Here is a 16,678-nt window from a genome sequence, read left to right as displayed (position 1 = left end):
GCCGACCGGCCGTACCCGCGCCGTGGTCGGACAGAGCTGGCCGCGCCGGCGGGCCGGTCGGGCGTGGAAACCGCGCCGGCCGGGTACCACGGCGGTCATGGGTACGAGCAGCACGGTCGGCGACGCGCCGGCGACCGCCGTCCGGGTGGGCACGGTCGCGGTCGTCGCCCACCGCAAGAAGACCCTCGGCGGCGGCCTCGACGAGCTGCGCGCGGAGCTGGCGGGCGCGGGCGTCGAGGACCTCGTCTGGTACGAGGTGCCGAAGAGCCGCAAGGCGCCGAAGAAGGTCCGCAAGGCGCTGAAGAAGGGCGCCGAGCTGGTCTTCGTGTGGGGCGGCGACGGCATGGTGCAGCGCTGCGCCGACACCCTCGCCGGCTCCGGCGTCCCGATGGCGATCGTGCCCGCCGGCACCGCCAACCTCTTCGCCGCCAACCTGGGCGTACCGGAGGACCTCCCCGAGGCCGTCCGCATCGGCCTGCACGGCCGGCGCCGCTCCCTCGACCTGGGCCGGCTCAACGGCGAGCACTTCGCCGTGATGGCCGGTGCCGGCTTCGACGGCGACCTGATCCGCGAGGCGGACCGCACGCTGAAGGGCAAGCTCGGTCGCCTCGCCTACATGTGGACGGGGCTGCGGCACGTCCGGGGCGAACTGGTCGGCACGCGGATCACCGTCGACGGCGCGGAGTGGTTCGACGGCGACGCGAGCTGCGTGCTGTTCGGCAACGTCGGCACGATCACCGGCGGCATTCCGGCGTTCGACGACGCCCGCCCCGACGACGGCTGCCTGGAGATCGGCGTGTCGACCGCCGACGGCGCGGTGGACTGGGCGCGCACCCTCGGCCGGATGGCCGCCGGCCGCTCGGAGGAGTCGCCGTTCGTGCGGATCACCCGGGGCCGCAAGATCAAGGTCCGGCTCGCCGCGCCCCGCACGTACGAGCTGGACGGCGGCGCCCGGGGAGAGGTCACCAAGCTCAAGGTGCGGGTGGTGCCCGGGGCGCTGACGGTCTGCTGCCCCGGGCCCGTTCCCTGAGCGTCAGCGGAGGCCGTGGATCTCCACCTCGAAGACCCGGGCCAACCCGTCGGTCGGGCTGGGCTCGGTGAACACGAGCCGGACCTGTCGGATCCCGGTCGGCGCGCCGGCGAGGTCGACCCGGGCCGGGTTGGCGGTGTTCGCCCCGGCCGAACCGATGGTCGTCCAGGCCCCGTCGACCAGGGCCTCCACCCGGAACGCCCGCACCCGCAGGCTCTCCGAGCCGGCCACCCCGCTGTAGAGGTCGAGCCGCTGGAGCTGCGCCGGCCCGCCGAGATCCAGGGTGAGCGTCGGTGCCGGGTCGGCCGAGCCGGAGATCCAGCGGGCGCCCGTCCGGTCACCGTCCACCGCGTTGGCCGCGACGTTGCCGGAGAGCACCGAACTCGCCTGTACCGCAGCACCCCGGGCGAGGTTCTCCCCGGCCACGCCCACCCGCAGGGTCTGCGTGATCTCCTGCCGGTGGTTGGCCCGGGTGAACGCGACGGTCAACCGGACCGTGCCGTCGGTCACCGCGTCGGCGGGGACCTGCACGCTCACCGCGACCGGCGTGGTGGCGCCCGCGGGCAGCCGGGTGGTCTCCGGCCGCGCCCGCACCTGCCAGCCGGGCGGCGCGTCGGCGGCGACCGTCAGGGCGGTGAGCGGGCCGGGGCCGTCGTTGCGTACCCGCAGCACGGCGCTCCCGGCCCGGCCGGGCAGCACCCGGACCTCCGGCGCGTCCAGCGCGACGTGGGCGCCGGCCGGGTCGGCCTTCCTGCCGGTCACCCCGACCCCCAGGTACGCCACCTCGATCTCGGGCACGGTCCGGCCGGTCGCCACGTCGGCGACGGTGGCGCCCCACCGGGTGTTGGCCACGTTGTCCGGCCGGTAGCCCCGGGTGCCCCGGATCACGATGCCGCTGCTGTCGCGCAGTCCCACCGCGTACGGGTACGGGCCCTGCACGGTGGCCACCCGGAAGAAGACCGTGTTGCCGAACAGGACGTCGTGCACGTCGTCCAGCTCGACGGCCTGGGACCGCCAGCCGTAGATGTGGTCCTCGGTCTGCAGCGCGTGCAACTGCCAGTTGCGGACGCGGCGCAGCACGACCTCGCGGTGCTCGTGGTGCTCGACGGAGACCTCGTACATCCGGCCGCGCACCGAGGTGTCCTCGACGAGGAACCCGTTGTCGGCCCAGCCGGCGACGCTCCAGATGTTGGCGAAGGTCCCGCCGCCGCCCTGCACCCAGAAGCTGTACTTGTGCCGGCCCCGGTACTGGTAGCCGGGATCACCGGCGCCGGGGTCGCCGGGCGCGGTCCGCTCCGGGTGCCACTTCACGAACTGGGTGGCGATGTCGGCGAGGTAGCTGCGCTCACCGGAGCGCCAGTGCACCTGCACCGAGCCCGCGGTCTGCTGCGCGGAGTCCAGGCCGAGGCCGGTGACCTGGTTCCGCCCACCGGGCGGGGTCTGGACCATCGCCTTCGGCCGGTCCGGGTCGGTGAATCCGGCGGCGCTCTCCGGCAGCTTCAGCCAGGTCTGGCGGGGATGCAGGCCGATCAGGTTGTTCTGTGGCCGCAGCCGCAGGGTGTTCCCGATCAGGTACTGCCCCATCGGCACGTAGACGGTGTCGTGCTCGTCGAGGGCCCGCTGGAAGATGGCGTGGTCGTCGCTGGTGCCGCTGCCGACCGTGACGCCCCTGGCGGCGGCGTACTCGACCACGTTGACCCAGCCGCCGGTGGCCGGTGGCAGGGGCGCGTCGGAGCGCAGCAGCCGGGCGAAGCTCGGCGGCGCGGCCGGTGTCGCGGAGACCAGGACGCCGTCGGTACGCCGCTCGGTGTCGCCGAGCGCGTCGTCGACCCGGAGTCCGAGCGTGGCGTCGCGCACCAGGTACGACGGGCCGGGGCCGACCCAGGTGCGTCCGCTGGGCACGGTGGTCAGCAGCGCACCGGTGCCGGTGACCCCGGTGTCGACCACGTTGAGCTGGTTCTGGGCGCGGATGAGTTCCGGCTCGCCGCCGCCCGCGACGGACTCGCTGTCGTTGAGGGTGATCGCCGCCCCGCTGATGTTCTCGAAGACCGAGTCCTGCACGTAGAGGCGCTGGGTCTGGTTCGGGGTGGCGACGATGCCGGCCGGCGAGTCGGCGAAGCGGTTGCGGATCAGGCTCAGCTTGCTGTCCGTGTGCAGCTTGACGGCCGCTTCGCGTTGACCGGTGAAGGTGGTGTCCAGCAGCGTGGTCTGCCAGCCGGGCGAGGCGGCGAAGGCCAGCATGCCGACCGTGCCGCCGTACACGTTGACCCGTTGGATCAGGTTGGCGTTGTGGTCGATCCCGGCGTAACCCGTACCCACGTGGATGTCGAGGTCCTGGAGGACGAACATCTGGGCGCCGCTGAAGCGTACGGCCACCGCGGCGGGGTTGCCGGGCCCGATCCGGATGTCCAGGTTGACCAGGCCGGTGCCGAAGGTGTCGTTGTTGCCGAAGCTGCGGGCCGCGCCGGGCTGGAAGGGCCGGCGCAGCGCGGCGAAGAGGAAGGACTGGTTGCCGTCCTGGAAGCCGGGGGTGGACTCGCCGAGGACGAACTCGGGCCGCGCGGCGCCGAACCCGATCAGGCGTACCGAGGCGTGCAGGTCCACCTGCCGGGAGAGGCGGTAACGCCCTTGCGGCACGAAGACCACGCCGCCGCCGTCGCCGACGGTGACGTTGCGTGCCCCGCCGACGATGTTGCCCAGCCAGTTCTCGCCGCCCCGGCGGGAGGCCTCGTCGATGGCGGCCTGCACCGAGGCCGTGTCGTCGCCGACGCCGTCGCCGTGCACCGGGAACTCTGCGCTGCCGAGGACGACCGCGGTCGGGTCGGTCGGCATGCTCCGGTAGACGGAGGTCGAGGCGGTCGGTGGGGTGGGGGCCGCCGCTGGCGGGGCGGCGACCGCTGGCGCCACGGCCGAGGCGGCCAGGAGGAGGGAACCGGCCAGCATGCCGACCCGTGCCCGGCCCGCTGGGGGTCGGCGGCCGGCTGCCCGCCGGGGTGGAGCTTGGATCATCGGTACGCCTTTCCTGCCCCTGTCGGGACCGGTCGGCGACCATGTGGTCATGCGCATAACCAGAATGTTTCCGCAGGCCCGAGCTGTCAAGAGCCGGGCCGCCAGAATATGAAACCCCCGCGTAACATTGACTTGCGGCGGCCGGCGGGCTGATCATTCACGGCAGCCCGCTCCCGAGACGTCGCCGTGTGCGATCGTGTGGTCATGCGCATGACCAGCCGGGGCGACGGCGCGGGAGCGGGCCCCCGGCGAGCGGCCGGGACACGGAGGTGACAAGGATGCCAGGCACCAACGGACGGGCCACCCAGGCCGACGTCGCCCGGCTCGCCGGGGTCAGCCAGGCGACCGTGTCACTGATCCTCAAGGGAGGCGACACGGGTCGCCGACGCGTCGGTGAGCAGACCCGTCAACGCGTGCTCGACGCCATCCGGATGACCGGGTACGTCGCGAACCCGGCCGCCCAACGCCTGGCCGGGGGGCGCACCCGGATCATCGGCGTCTTCACCTACGAGCCGGTCTTCCCGCGCGACAGCCGGGACTTCTACCACCCGTTCCTGGTGGGGGTCGAGGCGCAGGCCGAGGAGCTCGACTGCGACCTGCTCTTCTTCACCAGCACCCCGGCCCGGCAGGGGCGGCGCCTGCTCGGCGACGGTTCCCGCCGGCTCGGCGTCGCCGACGGCTGCGTCCTGCTCGGCCGCCACGACGACAAGCGTGACCTGGCGGACCTGCTCGGCCGCGACTTCCCGTTCGCCTTCATCGGTCGACGGGAGTCCGACGCCGGCATCGTGCCGTACGTCGGCGCCGACTACGTGACCGCCACCCGCGAGGTGGTCGAGCGGCTGTTCGCCCTCGGCCACGAACGGGTCGGCTTCCTCGGCGACCTGCGCCGGGACGAGCCGTCGGCCGACCGCGCGCAGGGCTACCAGCAGGCGGTACGCGCCGCCCGCAGCCGCCCGGTCGTGCTGGACGGCGCCGGGTTGACCGGCGGCGAGGCCCTCGACCTGCTCGACGACAACGGCCTCACCGCGGCGGTCGTCTGGCCGTCCGGGTTGGCCCCGCGGATCCGGGCGGCGGCGCTGGCCCGGGGGATGTCCGTTCCCGGGGACCTGTCGCTGGCCCAGCTCGGCGACGCCGAGGACGGCAGTCCCGGCGACATCGACTGGACCGGTTTCCGGATCCCCCGCGAGCAGATGGGCGCGGGGGCCGTGCGACTGCTCTTCGAACAGCTGGTCGGTCCCGCGCCGAGCGCCGACGCCCTGCAACGCAGCCTGCCCTGCGCCGTCGTGCCCGGGACCACCGCCGCGGCGCCGGCGGGCACCCGGCCACGCGCCGTCAGGTGAGCCGGGCGCCCGCCGGGGTGGCCGGCACCAGGCGACGGGTGAGCCACAGCGGCGAGGTGACCGCGTTGCCCATCACCACCGAGTGGGCGCCCGCCGCGAACGCCTGCCCGATCTGCTCGGCGCTGCGGTAGCGGCCCTCGGCGATCACCGGCACCGCCAGCAGGTCGGCGAGCCGGGCCACCAGCGTCAGGTCCGGCCCGTCGGTCGGCGGGCTGGCCGGGGTGTAGCCGGAGAGGGTGGTCGCGACGGCGTCCGCACCGGCCCGCACGGCGGCCACACCCTCCTCGACGGTGGAGACGTCGGCGAGGACCAGCGCGTCGCTCCGCTCCCGGACCGCCCGGACGGTGTCGGCGAAGCTGCGCCCGTCCGGACGGGGACGGTCGGTGGCGTCGACGGCGACGATGTGCGCCCCGGCCGCGGCCACGTCGAGCGCGTGCGCCGCCGTCGGGGTGATGAAGACCCCTTCGACGCCCTGCTTGTGCAGCCCGATGACCGGCACGTCGACGGCGGCGCGGATGGCCCGGACGTCGGCGGTGCCGTTGGCCCGGACGGCGACCGCGCCGCCCCGAACCACCGCCGCGGCCACCCGGGCCTGCACGTACGGGTCGCGCATCGGGTCGTCGGGGTCGTCGAGCACCGGCTGGCAGGAGACCACGAGGCCGCCGGCCAGCTCGTCGAACACACTCACGTTCTCGTCCTCTCGTCGGTGACCACGGCGGAGCTGCCGGCCGCCTGCCGGCCGGGGCCCGGGAGACCCGCCAGCCGGGCGGCGCCCACGACGACCGCGTCCGCGCCGAGCGCCGCCGGGAGCAGGGACACGTCCGCCCAGGCCGCGGGAAGTTCGGCGGTGAAGGCGGCGCGGGCGCCGGGGAACAGGGCGTCGGCCGCCCCGCCCGCGAGCACCACCGCCTGCGGATCGAGCAGGGCGACCAGCCCCGCGAGCGCCCGGCCGAGGGCCGTGGCGGCGCGGTCCACCACCTCCCGGGCGACCGGTTCACCGGCCGCCGCCCGCTCGGCCACGGCCCGCCCGGTGATCCGCTCACCGGTCTCGAGGGCGTACGCGCCGGACAGTCCCGTGCCCGAGGCGATGCCCTCCAGGTGCCCGTACCGGCCGCACCCGCAGCGCAGCCGCTCGGCGCCGGGAGCCGGGAGGTGCCCCACCTCGCCGGCGCCGCCCCGGGCGCCGGTGGAGATCCGGCCGTGCTGGAGCATCGCGCCGCCCAGGCCCGTGCCGACCGCGACCAGCACCAGGTCCCGCCGGTCCCGGCCCGCGCCGACCCAGCTCTCGCCGAGCACGGCGGCGTTCACGTCGTTGGTGACCCGGACCGGCCGGGCCAGCCGCGCGGCCAACTCGTCGGCGACGGGCGTGCCGGCCCAGCCGGGCAGGCTGTCGGTGGCGTACCGGATGGTGCCGGTGGCCGGATCGACCGTGCCGGCGGTGCCCACGCCGACCGGGCCGGCGCCGCCCGCGTCGAGCAGTTCCCGGACGAGCCCCGCGGCGGTGTCCAACACCGCCGCCGGCCCCGACCCGGCAGGGGTGGGCGCCAGGCGACGCCCGAGCACCTGCCCGTCGGGTCCGACCAGCGCCGCCGCCGTCTTGGTGCCGCCGATGTCGAGGCCCACCAGGGCCGCCGGCACCGTCATCCCTTGAGCCCGGTGTGCGCCAGGCCCTCGACGAACTGCTTCTGCGCGATGACGAAGACCACCAGGACCGGCAGCGCGGTCATCGACGCCGCGGCGAGCTGGACGTTCCACATCGGGCCGCCGTAGGCGTCGACGAACTGGGTGAGCGCCTGCGGCAGGGTGAACTTCTCCGGCGAGGAGAGGAACACGATCGGTTCCAGGTAGAGGTTCCAGCTGTGCAGGAAGGTGAAGATGGCGACCGCGCCCAGCGCGGGCCGGGACAGCGGCAGGGCGATCTTCCAGAAGGTGGCGAACCGACCCAGCCCGTCCACCCGGGCCGCCTCCTCCAACTCGCCGGGGAGGCTGATGAAGAACTGCCGCATGATGAAGGTCGCCAGCACGCTCGGCGCGCCGAGGATCGGCACCAGGATCAGCGGCCAGTGGGTGTCGACCAGGCCCAGCTTGAAGAACATCTGGAACAGCGGCACGATCGTCACCTCGCTCGGGATGAGCAGGCCGGCGAGGATCACCAGGAAGAGCACGTTCTGGCCACGGAAGCGGATCCGGGCGAAGGCGTACCCGGACAGCGCCGCCACCGCCAGGGTGCCGACGGTGACCACCAGCGCGATGTAGAGGCTGTTCAGGTACTGCTGACCGAACGGCTGCAACTCGAACACCCGCCGGTACGCGTCCAGCTCCGCGTCGACCGGCAGCAGTTTCGGCGGGAAGGCGAAGATGTCCGCCACCGGCTTCAGCGACGAGGTGACCATCCACCAGGTCGGGAAGACGAACGGGACCGCCAGGACCATCAGCACCCCGTAGAGCACCAGCTTGGTCCGGCGCGACAGCTCACGACTCATGGTGGACCCACCTCTTACGCATCTGCCACTGGAGCACGGTGAGCGCGAGCACGATGACGAACAGGACGATCGACAGGGTGGCGCCGTAACCGAAGTGGTGGAACTGGAACGCCTGCTGGTACAGGTAGTAGACGAGCACCGTGGTCGAGGTGCCGGGGCCGCCCTGGGTGAGCACCGCGATCTGCGCGAAGACCTGCAACGAGCCGACCACCGTGATGATCGACGTGAGCAGGATGGTCGGGCTGATCATCGGTACGGTGATCCGCCAGAACTGGCGCAGCCGGCTGGCCCCGTCCACCTCGGCGGCCTCGTACAGCTCGGCCGGCACGCCCTGGAGGGCGGCGAGGAAGAGCACCATGTTCAGGCCGACGTTCTTGAACACCTGCACCACGACGACCGAGAACATGGCGGTGCCCTCACCGCGCAGCCAGTTCGGCCCGTCCACGCCGACCGTGTCGAGCAGGCCGTTCACGCCGCCGTTGTCCTGCAGCAGGAATCCCCACACGATGGTCCAGGCGACCAGCGAGACGACCACGGGGGAGAAGAACAGGGTGCGGAACACGATCGTCCCGCGCAGCTTCTGGTTGAGCAGTACGGCGAGCAGCAGGGCCAGGCCGAGGTTGAACACCACGAGCCCGACCGAGAACAGGCCGGTGGCCCGCAGCACCGAGCCGAGGTTGGTGTCGTCGGCGAGGTTCGCGTAGTTCTCGGTGCCGACGAACTCGAACGTGCCGGCCAGCACGTTCCACTCGTGCAGGCTGTACCAGACCACCAGGATCAGCGGCAGGATCACGAAGACGACGCTGCCGAGCAGTTGGGGAGCGATGAACAGGTAACCGGTGAGCTGGTCGCGGCGGCGGCTGGTCCAGTACGGCCGCGACCGGTCCCGGGTGGGCGGGGCCTCGACCCCGCCCACCGTCGTGTCCGTCTGGGACATGGTCAGGCTGCCCTACTTCGCCAGCAGCGGCTGGATCTTGGTGCAGACACCTTCGAGGACGGCCTTGACGTCCGCGTCGGCCTTCCAGAGCGGGTCGAGCCCGGCGCGCACCTGCTGGCTCAGCTCGGCCTGCCCGGCGTGACTGGGCTTGACCACGCCGTTGGTGATGCCGTCGATGACGACCTTCTGCAACTGCTCGGGCTTGAGCGTCGGGTTCGTCTTGGCCAGCGTCTCCGCGGTGAGCTGCGACTGGCGCGGCGGCGGGAAGAACTGGGCCAGCTTGGCCGAGTTGGTGGGGTTCGTCAGGAAGGCGAGGAAGTCCGCCGCCGCGTCCGCGTTCTTGCTCTTCTTCATCACGCCGACGCCGGCCTGGCCGACCACCGAGTAGTTGCCCTTCGGCCCGGCCGGCAGCGGCACCAGGTCCCAGCCGAAGCCGTCCGGCTTCAGCAGCGAGGCGCGGGAGATCTGGGTGACCGTCATGGCGGCGTCACCGGCGAAGAAGTCGGCGGTCGTACCCGGGCCGGGCAGCGCCTTGCCGGTGAAGATCGCCTTGTGCAGGGTGGTCATCGCCTCGACCATCTCCGGGGCGGCGAAGCCGCAGGACTTGCCGTCCTCGCTCCACGCCTGGGCGCCCCAACCCGTCCAGAGGGTCGACAGGTTGTCCCAGCCCTTGTAGTCGAAGTCGCGGATCACCAGGCCGGCCTTGCCGGTCGCGCCGGCGGTGGCGCCGGCGACGGTCAGCGCGGTGTCCCAGTTCCACTGCCCGGCCGCGATCAGTTCGGCCGGGGTCTTCTGCCCGGCCTTCTTGAGCATGTCGGTGTTGACGAAGACGCCGAACGGCGAGGTGGAGAACGGGTACGCGTACAGCTTGCCCCCGTCCTGCCAGAGCTTGAGGGTGGCGGGGGAGATGTCGTCGTACTGGTAGCCCTCGGTCTTCTTGAGCTTCTCGTCCAGCGGCAGCAGCGCGCCGGAGGCGACGAAGTCGGGGGCCGAGTTCTCGAACACCCAGGCCAGGTCGGGCGCGTTGCCGCCGGCGATCTGGGTGGTCAGCGTCGTGGTGTAGTTCTCGAACGGCAGCGGGTCGAACTTGATGGACGCGACGTCCGGGTGGCTCTTGCGGTACTCGTCGGCGATCTCGTTGAACAGCTTGAGGTGCGCCTCGTTGGCCGACCAGACGGTCATCCGCAGGTTGGCGGGACCCTTGTCCGCGGCGTCGTCACCGCCGCCGCAGGCGGACAGCGCGAGGACGCCGGCCAGTGTCGCCGCGACACCGCGCACAGCCTTTCCCAATCTCATGATCTTCTCCTCTTCGGGGGTGTTCAGTAGCCCGCGACCTGGGGCCAGCGCATCTCCACGCCGGCCGCCGAGAGGCGGTCCTGGAAGTCGGCCAGCAGGCGGGGGGTGCCGCGGACCGCGCGCGGGGACTCGCCCCGGGCCAGACAGAAGTCGGCGAGCAGGCCGGCGACCTCGCCGACGTTCCACTCGACCGGGTGCAGCCGGTAGCTGCCGTTGGTGATGTGGGTGGTGCCGATGTTCTTGCCGGCCGGGAGCAGGTTCTCGACCCGCTGCGGGATCAGCGCGCCCAGCGGGATCTCGAACGGGCACGACCCGACGTCGATGTAGTTGTCGCCGCCGGTGGAGGGGTGCAGGTCGATGCGGTACATCCCGACGCCGATCGAGTCCGGGTAGGCGACCGCGCCGTGCTCGCCGCGCACGGCCAGCGACAGGTCCTGCTCGACGACCGTGTACTCGGCCCGGATGCGGCGCGACTCCCGGATGTAGGGCGCCTGCGCCAGGCCGTCGCGGCTGCCGGTCACGTCGCCGCGCAGGCGCAGGCCGGGGAAGCCGGTCCCGCCGTCCGGCCGGGGCGCCTCGGTCTGCATCCAGTAGAGCACCGAGTACGACAGCTCGCGGGCCTTGCTCAGGTGCCACGACGCGTTCGGCACGTCGATGACCGGACCCTCGAAGTAGTCGATCATCGGCCAGTTCACCAGCGTGATGTCGCTGTCGTACGCGCCGTCGGTGAAGTTGCGCCGGGCGGCGATGCGCCGGAACGTCCAGAGGTTGCCGTCGCCGGGGTTGAGCCGCTGGTCGGCGTTGACGGCCAGCGGGTCGTCGTCCGGGTTGGGCGTGAAGCTGCGCTCGACGATCTCCAGGGTGCGCGGGTGCGGCGACCGCCAGGACAGCAGCCGGTCGCCCCAGAAGTCGGGCTTGTAGTCGCGCCAGAAGTCGTAGTTCGCCGGCCGCTCGATGGTGTGGTCGCCGTCGACGTGGTCGAGGGCGAAGCAGACGGAGACGGCCTGCATGTTCATCGGCTGCGCCTCGGCCGGCGCGCTGGGCTCGCCGGTGTCGGCCTGCGACTCGAAGCCGGTGACGTACTCGGTGCCGGTCAGCGGCAGCAGCTCGCCGGTCTCCGTCGCGTCCAGGATGTACGGCGCGACGAGGTCGATCCGCTCGTCCCGGTCGCGGTGCGCGACGGTCACCCCGACCACCCGGTCCCCGTCGGTCTCCGCGGCGACCGGCCGGTACGGCTGGAGCACCGTCAGCCGGCCGGAGCCGAGGAACGGCGCCAGCATCTGCTCGATGACGGCGACGGCCACCCGGGGCTCGTGGCAGACCCGGCTCACCCAGCCGGCTCCCGGGTTGAGGTCGGTCCAGGCCCGCGACCGCTCGGTGAGCGGGTAGTGCCGGCGGTAGTAGTCACGGATCCCGGTGCGCAGGGCCCGGTAGCTCGCGGTGGCTCCGAACTGTTCGATCCAGGAGTGCTCGTCCGGCGGGACGGCCTGGCTGGTGAGCTGCCCGCCGAGCCAGTCGAACTCCTCGGTCAGGATGACCGACCGGCCGGCCCGGGCCGCGGCGAGCGCCGCCGCCACCCCGCCCAGCCCGCCCCCGACGACGAGGACGTCCGCACGCATCTGTACCACTTGCTTCCTTCCGGGTTGCACGGTCACCGCTCAGCTGCGGTGGACCGCCGATCAGGGGTGCCGAGGGTGTCGCCCTCGACGAGTTCGCAGGGCAGGAGCCGCTGCTGGACGCCGACGGCGCTGCCGTCGATGACGCTGGCGAGCACCTCGACCGACTGCCGGCCCATCTCCTCGCGGGGGATGCGGAATCCGGTGAACGCGAGGTCGGTGGGAACCGGGACCGTCGGGTCGCCGAGCGTCAGGATCGACAGGTCGCCGGGCACGCCCAGGCCGCGCCGCCGGCTGGCCAGCTCCAGCGCCACGGCGGTGGCGAAGTCCTCGACGAAGGCCACCGTGGTCCCGTCGGCCAGCAGGTCGTCGAGGATGACCTCGGCGTCCCGGGCGACGGTCGTCAGGTGGCGGGCGCTCTCCGCGGCCGTCGCGGCCGCGACGAACCCGCGCCGCCGGTCCGCCGAGGACTCCGCGGTCAGGTCCGTGTTCAGGTAGGCCAGGCGCCGGTGACCGCGGGCGAGGGCCAGAGCGACCAGCTCGCCCACCGCCGTCGCGTAGTCGGCACCGACGTACGGCACCGGGCCGCCGGCGTCGTCGCGACGGCCGACGGCGACGTACGGGAAGCCGTCGCGGTTGAGCCGGTGCAGCTCCGCGGCGTCGATCTCCCGCCCGAGCAGGATGCAGCCGTCGGCGAGGCGGAGCCGGTTGTCCTGGTGGAAGATGCGGCGCCGACCGTCGACCACCGGGGCGCTGGTGAACAGCAGCAGGTCGCAGCCGGCCCGTTCCGCGTACTCCTCGATGCCCAGCAGGAAGGGGTGGAAGAAGTCGCGGCTGCCGCTGGGGAAGGCGGGCTCGTAGGTGAAGACGCCGATGATCCGGTTGAACCGTGCGGCGAGCCGGCGGGCCACGGGATCGGCGGCGTACCCGGTCTCCGCGATGGTCCGCAGCACGCGGTCGCGGGTCTCGGGCGCGATGCGGACGTCGGCGTCGGCCCGGTTGTTGAGCACCAGCGACACGGTCGCCTGACTGACGCCAGCCAGCCGCGCGATGTCACGCTGCGTGACGCGTCGGGGTGTAGAGGGCACGACAGGTCCTTCCGGTGCGGCTAATGCGTATTAGCGCTCGGCGTTGGGGAGGAGCCTCGCGGGCCGACCGGGTGTGTGTCAAGGGGTGGACGCAGAGATTTCTCGGAGATGAAGTCCCTGGAGTAATGCGGATTAGCTCCGGGCGACCCGCCCCGCCCTCGCGGCCGGGTGGCTCCCGCCGGGCCCGGCGGGCCGCCCCGCCGGGGCTGGCTGCCGTCCTCTTGACAAGACCCGCCCGGGTCGAGCAGCATTCGAGAAGGATTGATGGTAATACGTATTAGCACTCGACCCGGGCGGCCTGCTCACCCTCGCGGTGAGCCAGCCGTCTCACGCAGCGTGACTTCGTGCCGCCCTGCGGCGTGCTGCGCGGCGTCCACAGTCGTCACCGGCGTACCCGTCCCCATCCCTGGGCTCCTCCGTCGACGGCCCCGTACGTCGACGGCCCGCCCGGGCGGTGGGGGAGCCCCACCATCCCCCGACAGAGCAGGAACAGCGATGACGAGAGCATCCGTCCGAGTGCCCGGTCGCGCCGCCGTGGCGGCAGCCGGCGCGGGCATGCTGGTGACCGCGCTGGCCGGTGCGGCTCCGGCCGCCGCCGATCCGGCCCCCGACTTCCCGCGCTTCACCTACGCGGGCACCGCGTTCGACAAGAGCGCCCTCACCTACAACCCGACAAACGAGTTCATCTTCCCGAGCGTCATCCGGGCCGCCGACTACTTCCCCAACCCGCTGGGCACCTACTACCTGTACTACGCGCCCCACGAGCGGCCCGGCGGGATCGCCCTGGCGTACGCGGACTCGATCAACGGTCCGTGGACCGAGTACCGGGCCAACCCGTTGATCGGCAACACCTGGCTGCCCCACTACTCCACGGTCAGCCACATCTCCTCCCCGCACGCCATCTGGGTGGAGGGGGAGCGCAAGCTGTTCCTCTACTTCCACGGCGAGAACTCGATCACCCGGTACGCCACCTCCGAGGACGGCATCCACTTCGACTACGGCGGGACGGCGATCAGCCGCGACGACAGCACCGGCGGGGAGACCTCCTACGCCCGGGTGTTCGAGCACGCCGTGCCGCGGCTGGGCGGTCGGTACCTGATGCTCTTCATGGACAACCCGACCGCCGCGCCGCCCGGGCCGAGCGGGCCGGTGTCCCGGCGGATCCGCTGGGCGGTCTCCCCGGACGCGCGGACCTGGACGATCCAGCCCGACCCGATCGTGACCCCGCAGGGCATCCAGGGCCCGAACGCCTCGGGCCCGTTCTTCCTGCGCTGGAACGGCCGCAACCTGGTGATCTTCCACGCGGCCGACGGCAACATGCACGCCGTGGACGTCGGCGAGAACTTCGACCGGGAGGTCCACCTCGGCGTCGTGCACGACTCGATGGTCGCCGCGCCCGACCTGGGGCGCTCGGCCGCGCCGACGTTCTACTTCGAGGGGCGCACCGCGCACATGTACTACGAGGCCGGCGGGCGGCTCACCGCGACGATCGGCCATGCCGTCGCCACCCTGGACCGGCCGGTGCCCACCCGCGACGTGGACTGCGTGGTGGACCGGCCGGTGCTGTGGCCGCCGAACCACCAGATGGTCGACGTCACCGTGACGGCGGACCTGCGCGACGGGGTCCTCGGCCCGTACGCGCTCAACCTGACGGCGGTGACCGGCGGCGACGCCGCGGACGTCAGCGGCTTCACCGTCGGCACCCCGGGCACCAGCGGCCGGCTGCGGGCCGAGCGCGACGGCGCCGGTGGGGACAGGGTCTACTCCCTGACGTACGCGGGGCACGACGAGATCGGCCGCCCGGTCGGCTGCACCGTGACGGTCACCGTGCCGCACGACCTGGGCCGCGACTGACGGACCAGGGGACCTGGGCGCCGGCCGTGCCGCACGGGCACGGCCGGCGCCCGTGCCTGGGCTCGCCGCCGCCGGTGCGGCCGGATACCGTACCCGCGGCGCGGGTCACCCCGCGTCGGGCCGTCGAGCGGTGGGAGGATCCGATGCGCCTGCACGTGGGGTGCGCGATGTGGACGCACAAGTCGTGGCAGGGGCGCTTTCTGGCGCATCCGCTGCCGGCCCACGAGCGGCTGCGCGCGTACGCCGGCTGGTGCACGGCGGTCGAGGGGAACACCACCTTCTACGCCACCCCGGCCCGGGAGACGGTCGCCTCCTGGGCGGAGCAGACCGGCCCCGACTTCCGGTTCGTGCCCAAGCTGCCGAAGGTCGTCACGCACGAGCGTCGGCTCACCGGCGCCGACGAGGAACTCCGGGCCTTCCTGCACGCCGTCGAACCCCTCGGCCCACGGGCCCACGCCCTCTGGATCCAGCTGCCGGGCTCGTTCGGCCCGGCCGACGTACCCGCGCTGGCCCGTTTCCTGCGCGGGCTGCCCGCCGCCCACCGGTACGCCGTGGAGGTCCGGCACCCGGCGTTCTTCGACGACCCCCGGGCGGCGCGGACGCTGGAGGAGGCGCTCGCCACCGTCGGCGCGGAGTGGGTGCCCTTCGACACGACCGCGTTCTTCCGCACCCCGCCGACCAGCGACGCGGAACGCGAGGCGTGGACCAGGAAGCCGCGTACCCCGCTGCGCACCCGCGCGCTGACCGACCGGCCGATCGTCCGCTACCTCGGCCGCGACGACCCCGCACGTACGGTCGAGGGCTGGCAGCCGTGGCTCGACGTGGTGACCGGGTGGCTGCGCGAGGGCCGATCACCGACGATCTTCGTGCACACCCCGGACAACGCCGACGCGCCCGAGCTCGCCCGCCGGTTCCACGACGAGGTGCGGGCGCGCCTGCCCGAGGTCGAGCCGCTGCCCGAGCCGGAGCCGGTCGGACCGTCGACGCTGTTCTGAACGGACCCGTCCCGCCTGCCACGGAAACCCTGCGGCGGTCACCTGAGGAGGCCCGATGCGGTCGCTGGCCGTACCACCGCTGTTCGCCGCGCTGGAGCCGGCCCGCACCGTGCTGATCGCCGGCGCGGGTGGTGGCTTCGACGTGTACGCCGCGATTCCCCTGGCCGTCGCGTTGCGCGACGCCGTCCGGACCGTACACCTGGCCAACCTCTCCTTCACCCGGCTCGAGCTGCTCGACCTGGACGCCTGGGCGGCGCAGGACGTCGCCGCCGTCACCCCGGACACCGCCGGTCCTGACGACTACTTCCCGGAACGGGCGCTGGCCCGCTGGCTCGCCGCCAACGACCAGCCGTGCACCGTCTACGCCTTCCCGCAGGTGGGCGTGGAGCCGCTGCGCGCCGCCTACCGGCATCTGGTCGACGCGCTCGGAGTGGACGCGGTGGTGCTGGTCGACGGGGGCACCGACATCCTCATGCGCGGCGACGAGGCCGGCCTGGGCACCCCCGTCGAGGACATGACGAGCCTCGCCGCGGTCGCCGGTCTGGACGTGCCGGTGAAGCTGGTGGTGTGCCTCGGGTTCGGCATCGACGCGTACCACGGGGTCAACCACACCCAGGTGCTGGAGAACATCGCGGCCCTCGACCGCGACGGCGCGTACCTCGGGGCACTGTCCATTCCGGGCAGCAGCCGGGAGGCGCGGCTGTACCGGGACGCGGTCGCGTACGGGCAGGCGGCCACGCCGCTGCGGCCCAGCATCGTGCACGGGCAGATCGCCGCCGCCATCCTCGGCGCCGACGGGGACGTGCACGTGACCCGCCGTACCCGGGGCAGCACCCTGTTCGTCAACCCGCTGATGGCGATCTACTTCAGCTTCGACCTCGACGGCCTGGCCCGCCGCTCGCTCTATCTCGACCGCCTGGAGCACACCGTCGGCATGCGACAGGTGGCCTCCCGGATCGAGGACTTCCGCGACGAGATCGAGCGGCGCACGCCCCGGGCCTTCCCGCACTGACGCGGCGGCTGCGCGGCC

Annotated in this window: 13 protein-coding genes; 5 read left to right on the top strand and 8 right to left on the bottom strand. The window is 73.0% G+C overall.

Going from position 1 to position 16,678, the window contains the following annotated elements; all coding sequences use genetic code 11:
* Positions 1-97 precede the first annotated feature (97 nt).
* Positions 98-1,030: a diacylglycerol/lipid kinase family protein gene (locus tag RM555_RS07895; RefSeq protein WP_311411100.1), complete on the top strand. Its 933-nt coding sequence runs from the start codon at positions 98-100 to the stop codon at positions 1,028-1,030.
* A 3-nt stretch (positions 1,031-1,033) separates the two neighbouring features.
* Here RM555_RS07895 and RM555_RS07890 read toward each other — a convergent pair whose 3' ends face one another.
* Positions 1,034-3,973 (bottom strand): glycosyl hydrolase family 28-related protein, encoded by a 2,940-nt coding sequence (locus tag RM555_RS07890; protein WP_311411099.1) that lies wholly within the window; start codon positions 3,971-3,973, stop codon positions 1,034-1,036.
* Between the two features lie 344 nt (positions 3,974-4,317).
* On the opposite strand from RM555_RS07890, the gene RM555_RS07885 reads away from it, so the two are divergent.
* A complete protein-coding gene (locus RM555_RS07885) occupies positions 4,318-5,379 on the top strand; it encodes a LacI family DNA-binding transcriptional regulator (RefSeq protein WP_311411098.1) in 1,062 nt (353 codons plus the stop codon).
* On the opposite strand, the gene RM555_RS07880 is transcribed toward RM555_RS07885, so the two are convergent.
* From RM555_RS07880 to RM555_RS07850, 7 genes are read right to left on the bottom strand one after another with little or no spacing between them, the layout of a single operon-like run.
* On the bottom strand, positions 5,372-6,067 hold the full coding sequence (locus RM555_RS07880) for an N-acetylmannosamine-6-phosphate 2-epimerase (RefSeq protein WP_311411097.1): 696 nt from the start codon (positions 6,065-6,067) through the stop codon (positions 5,372-5,374). The genes RM555_RS07885 and RM555_RS07880 overlap by 8 nt on opposite strands.
* Positions 6,064-7,023, bottom strand: coding sequence for an ROK family protein (locus RM555_RS07875; RefSeq protein ID WP_311411096.1), 960 nt, complete (start codon positions 7,021-7,023; stop codon positions 6,064-6,066). Before RM555_RS07875 ends, RM555_RS07880 begins: the two co-directional genes overlap by 4 nt.
* A complete protein-coding gene (locus RM555_RS07870; protein ID WP_311411095.1) occupies positions 7,020-7,862 on the bottom strand; it encodes a carbohydrate ABC transporter permease in 843 nt (280 codons plus the stop codon). Before RM555_RS07870 ends, RM555_RS07875 begins: the two co-directional genes overlap by 4 nt.
* Positions 7,852-8,799: a carbohydrate ABC transporter permease gene (locus tag RM555_RS07865; RefSeq protein ID WP_311411094.1), complete on the bottom strand. Its 948-nt coding sequence runs from the start codon at positions 8,797-8,799 to the stop codon at positions 7,852-7,854. The genes RM555_RS07870 and RM555_RS07865 overlap by 11 nt, the downstream gene beginning before the upstream one ends.
* Before the next feature lie 12 nt (positions 8,800-8,811).
* Positions 8,812-10,095 carry an ABC transporter substrate-binding protein gene (locus RM555_RS07860; RefSeq protein ID WP_311411093.1) on the bottom strand — a complete coding sequence of 428 codons (1,284 nt, stop codon included), beginning with the start codon at positions 10,093-10,095 and terminating at the stop codon, positions 8,812-8,814.
* Positions 10,096-10,118: 23 nt separating this feature from the next.
* On the bottom strand, positions 10,119-11,714 hold the full coding sequence (locus tag RM555_RS07855) for an FAD-dependent oxidoreductase (RefSeq protein WP_311411092.1): 1,596 nt from the start codon (positions 11,712-11,714) through the stop codon (positions 10,119-10,121).
* 32 nt (positions 11,715-11,746) lie between these two features.
* Positions 11,747-12,799, bottom strand: coding sequence for a LacI family DNA-binding transcriptional regulator (locus RM555_RS07850; RefSeq protein ID WP_151455491.1), 1,053 nt, complete (start codon positions 12,797-12,799; stop codon positions 11,747-11,749).
* Positions 12,800-13,294: 495 nt separating this feature from the next.
* Between RM555_RS07850 and RM555_RS07845 the strand changes: the two genes are divergently transcribed.
* The 3 genes from RM555_RS07845 to RM555_RS07835 all read left to right on the top strand — a co-directional run bounded on the left by RM555_RS07845 (position 13,295) and on the right by RM555_RS07835 (position 16,660).
* Positions 13,295-14,653: a glycoside hydrolase family protein gene (locus RM555_RS07845; protein WP_311411091.1), complete on the top strand. Its 1,359-nt coding sequence runs from the start codon at positions 13,295-13,297 to the stop codon at positions 14,651-14,653.
* Between the two features lie 167 nt (positions 14,654-14,820).
* Positions 14,821-15,648, top strand: a complete 828-nt coding sequence (locus RM555_RS07840) for a DUF72 domain-containing protein (protein WP_311411220.1) — start codon at positions 14,821-14,823, stop codon at positions 15,646-15,648.
* Positions 15,649-15,703: 55 nt separating this feature from the next.
* Positions 15,704-16,660 (top strand): DUF1152 domain-containing protein, encoded by a 957-nt coding sequence (locus RM555_RS07835; RefSeq protein WP_311411090.1) that lies wholly within the window; start codon positions 15,704-15,706, stop codon positions 16,658-16,660.
* The last annotated feature ends 18 nt before the right edge of the window (positions 16,661-16,678 follow it).

The organism is Micromonospora reichwaldensis (genome assembly GCF_031845925.1).
GTDB classification, from domain to species: Bacteria; Actinomycetota; Actinomycetes; order Mycobacteriales; family Micromonosporaceae; genus Micromonospora; species Micromonospora reichwaldensis.
Note: the sequence above shows the minus strand (reverse complement) of the source record. Positions and strands in the feature narration are given on the sequence as shown.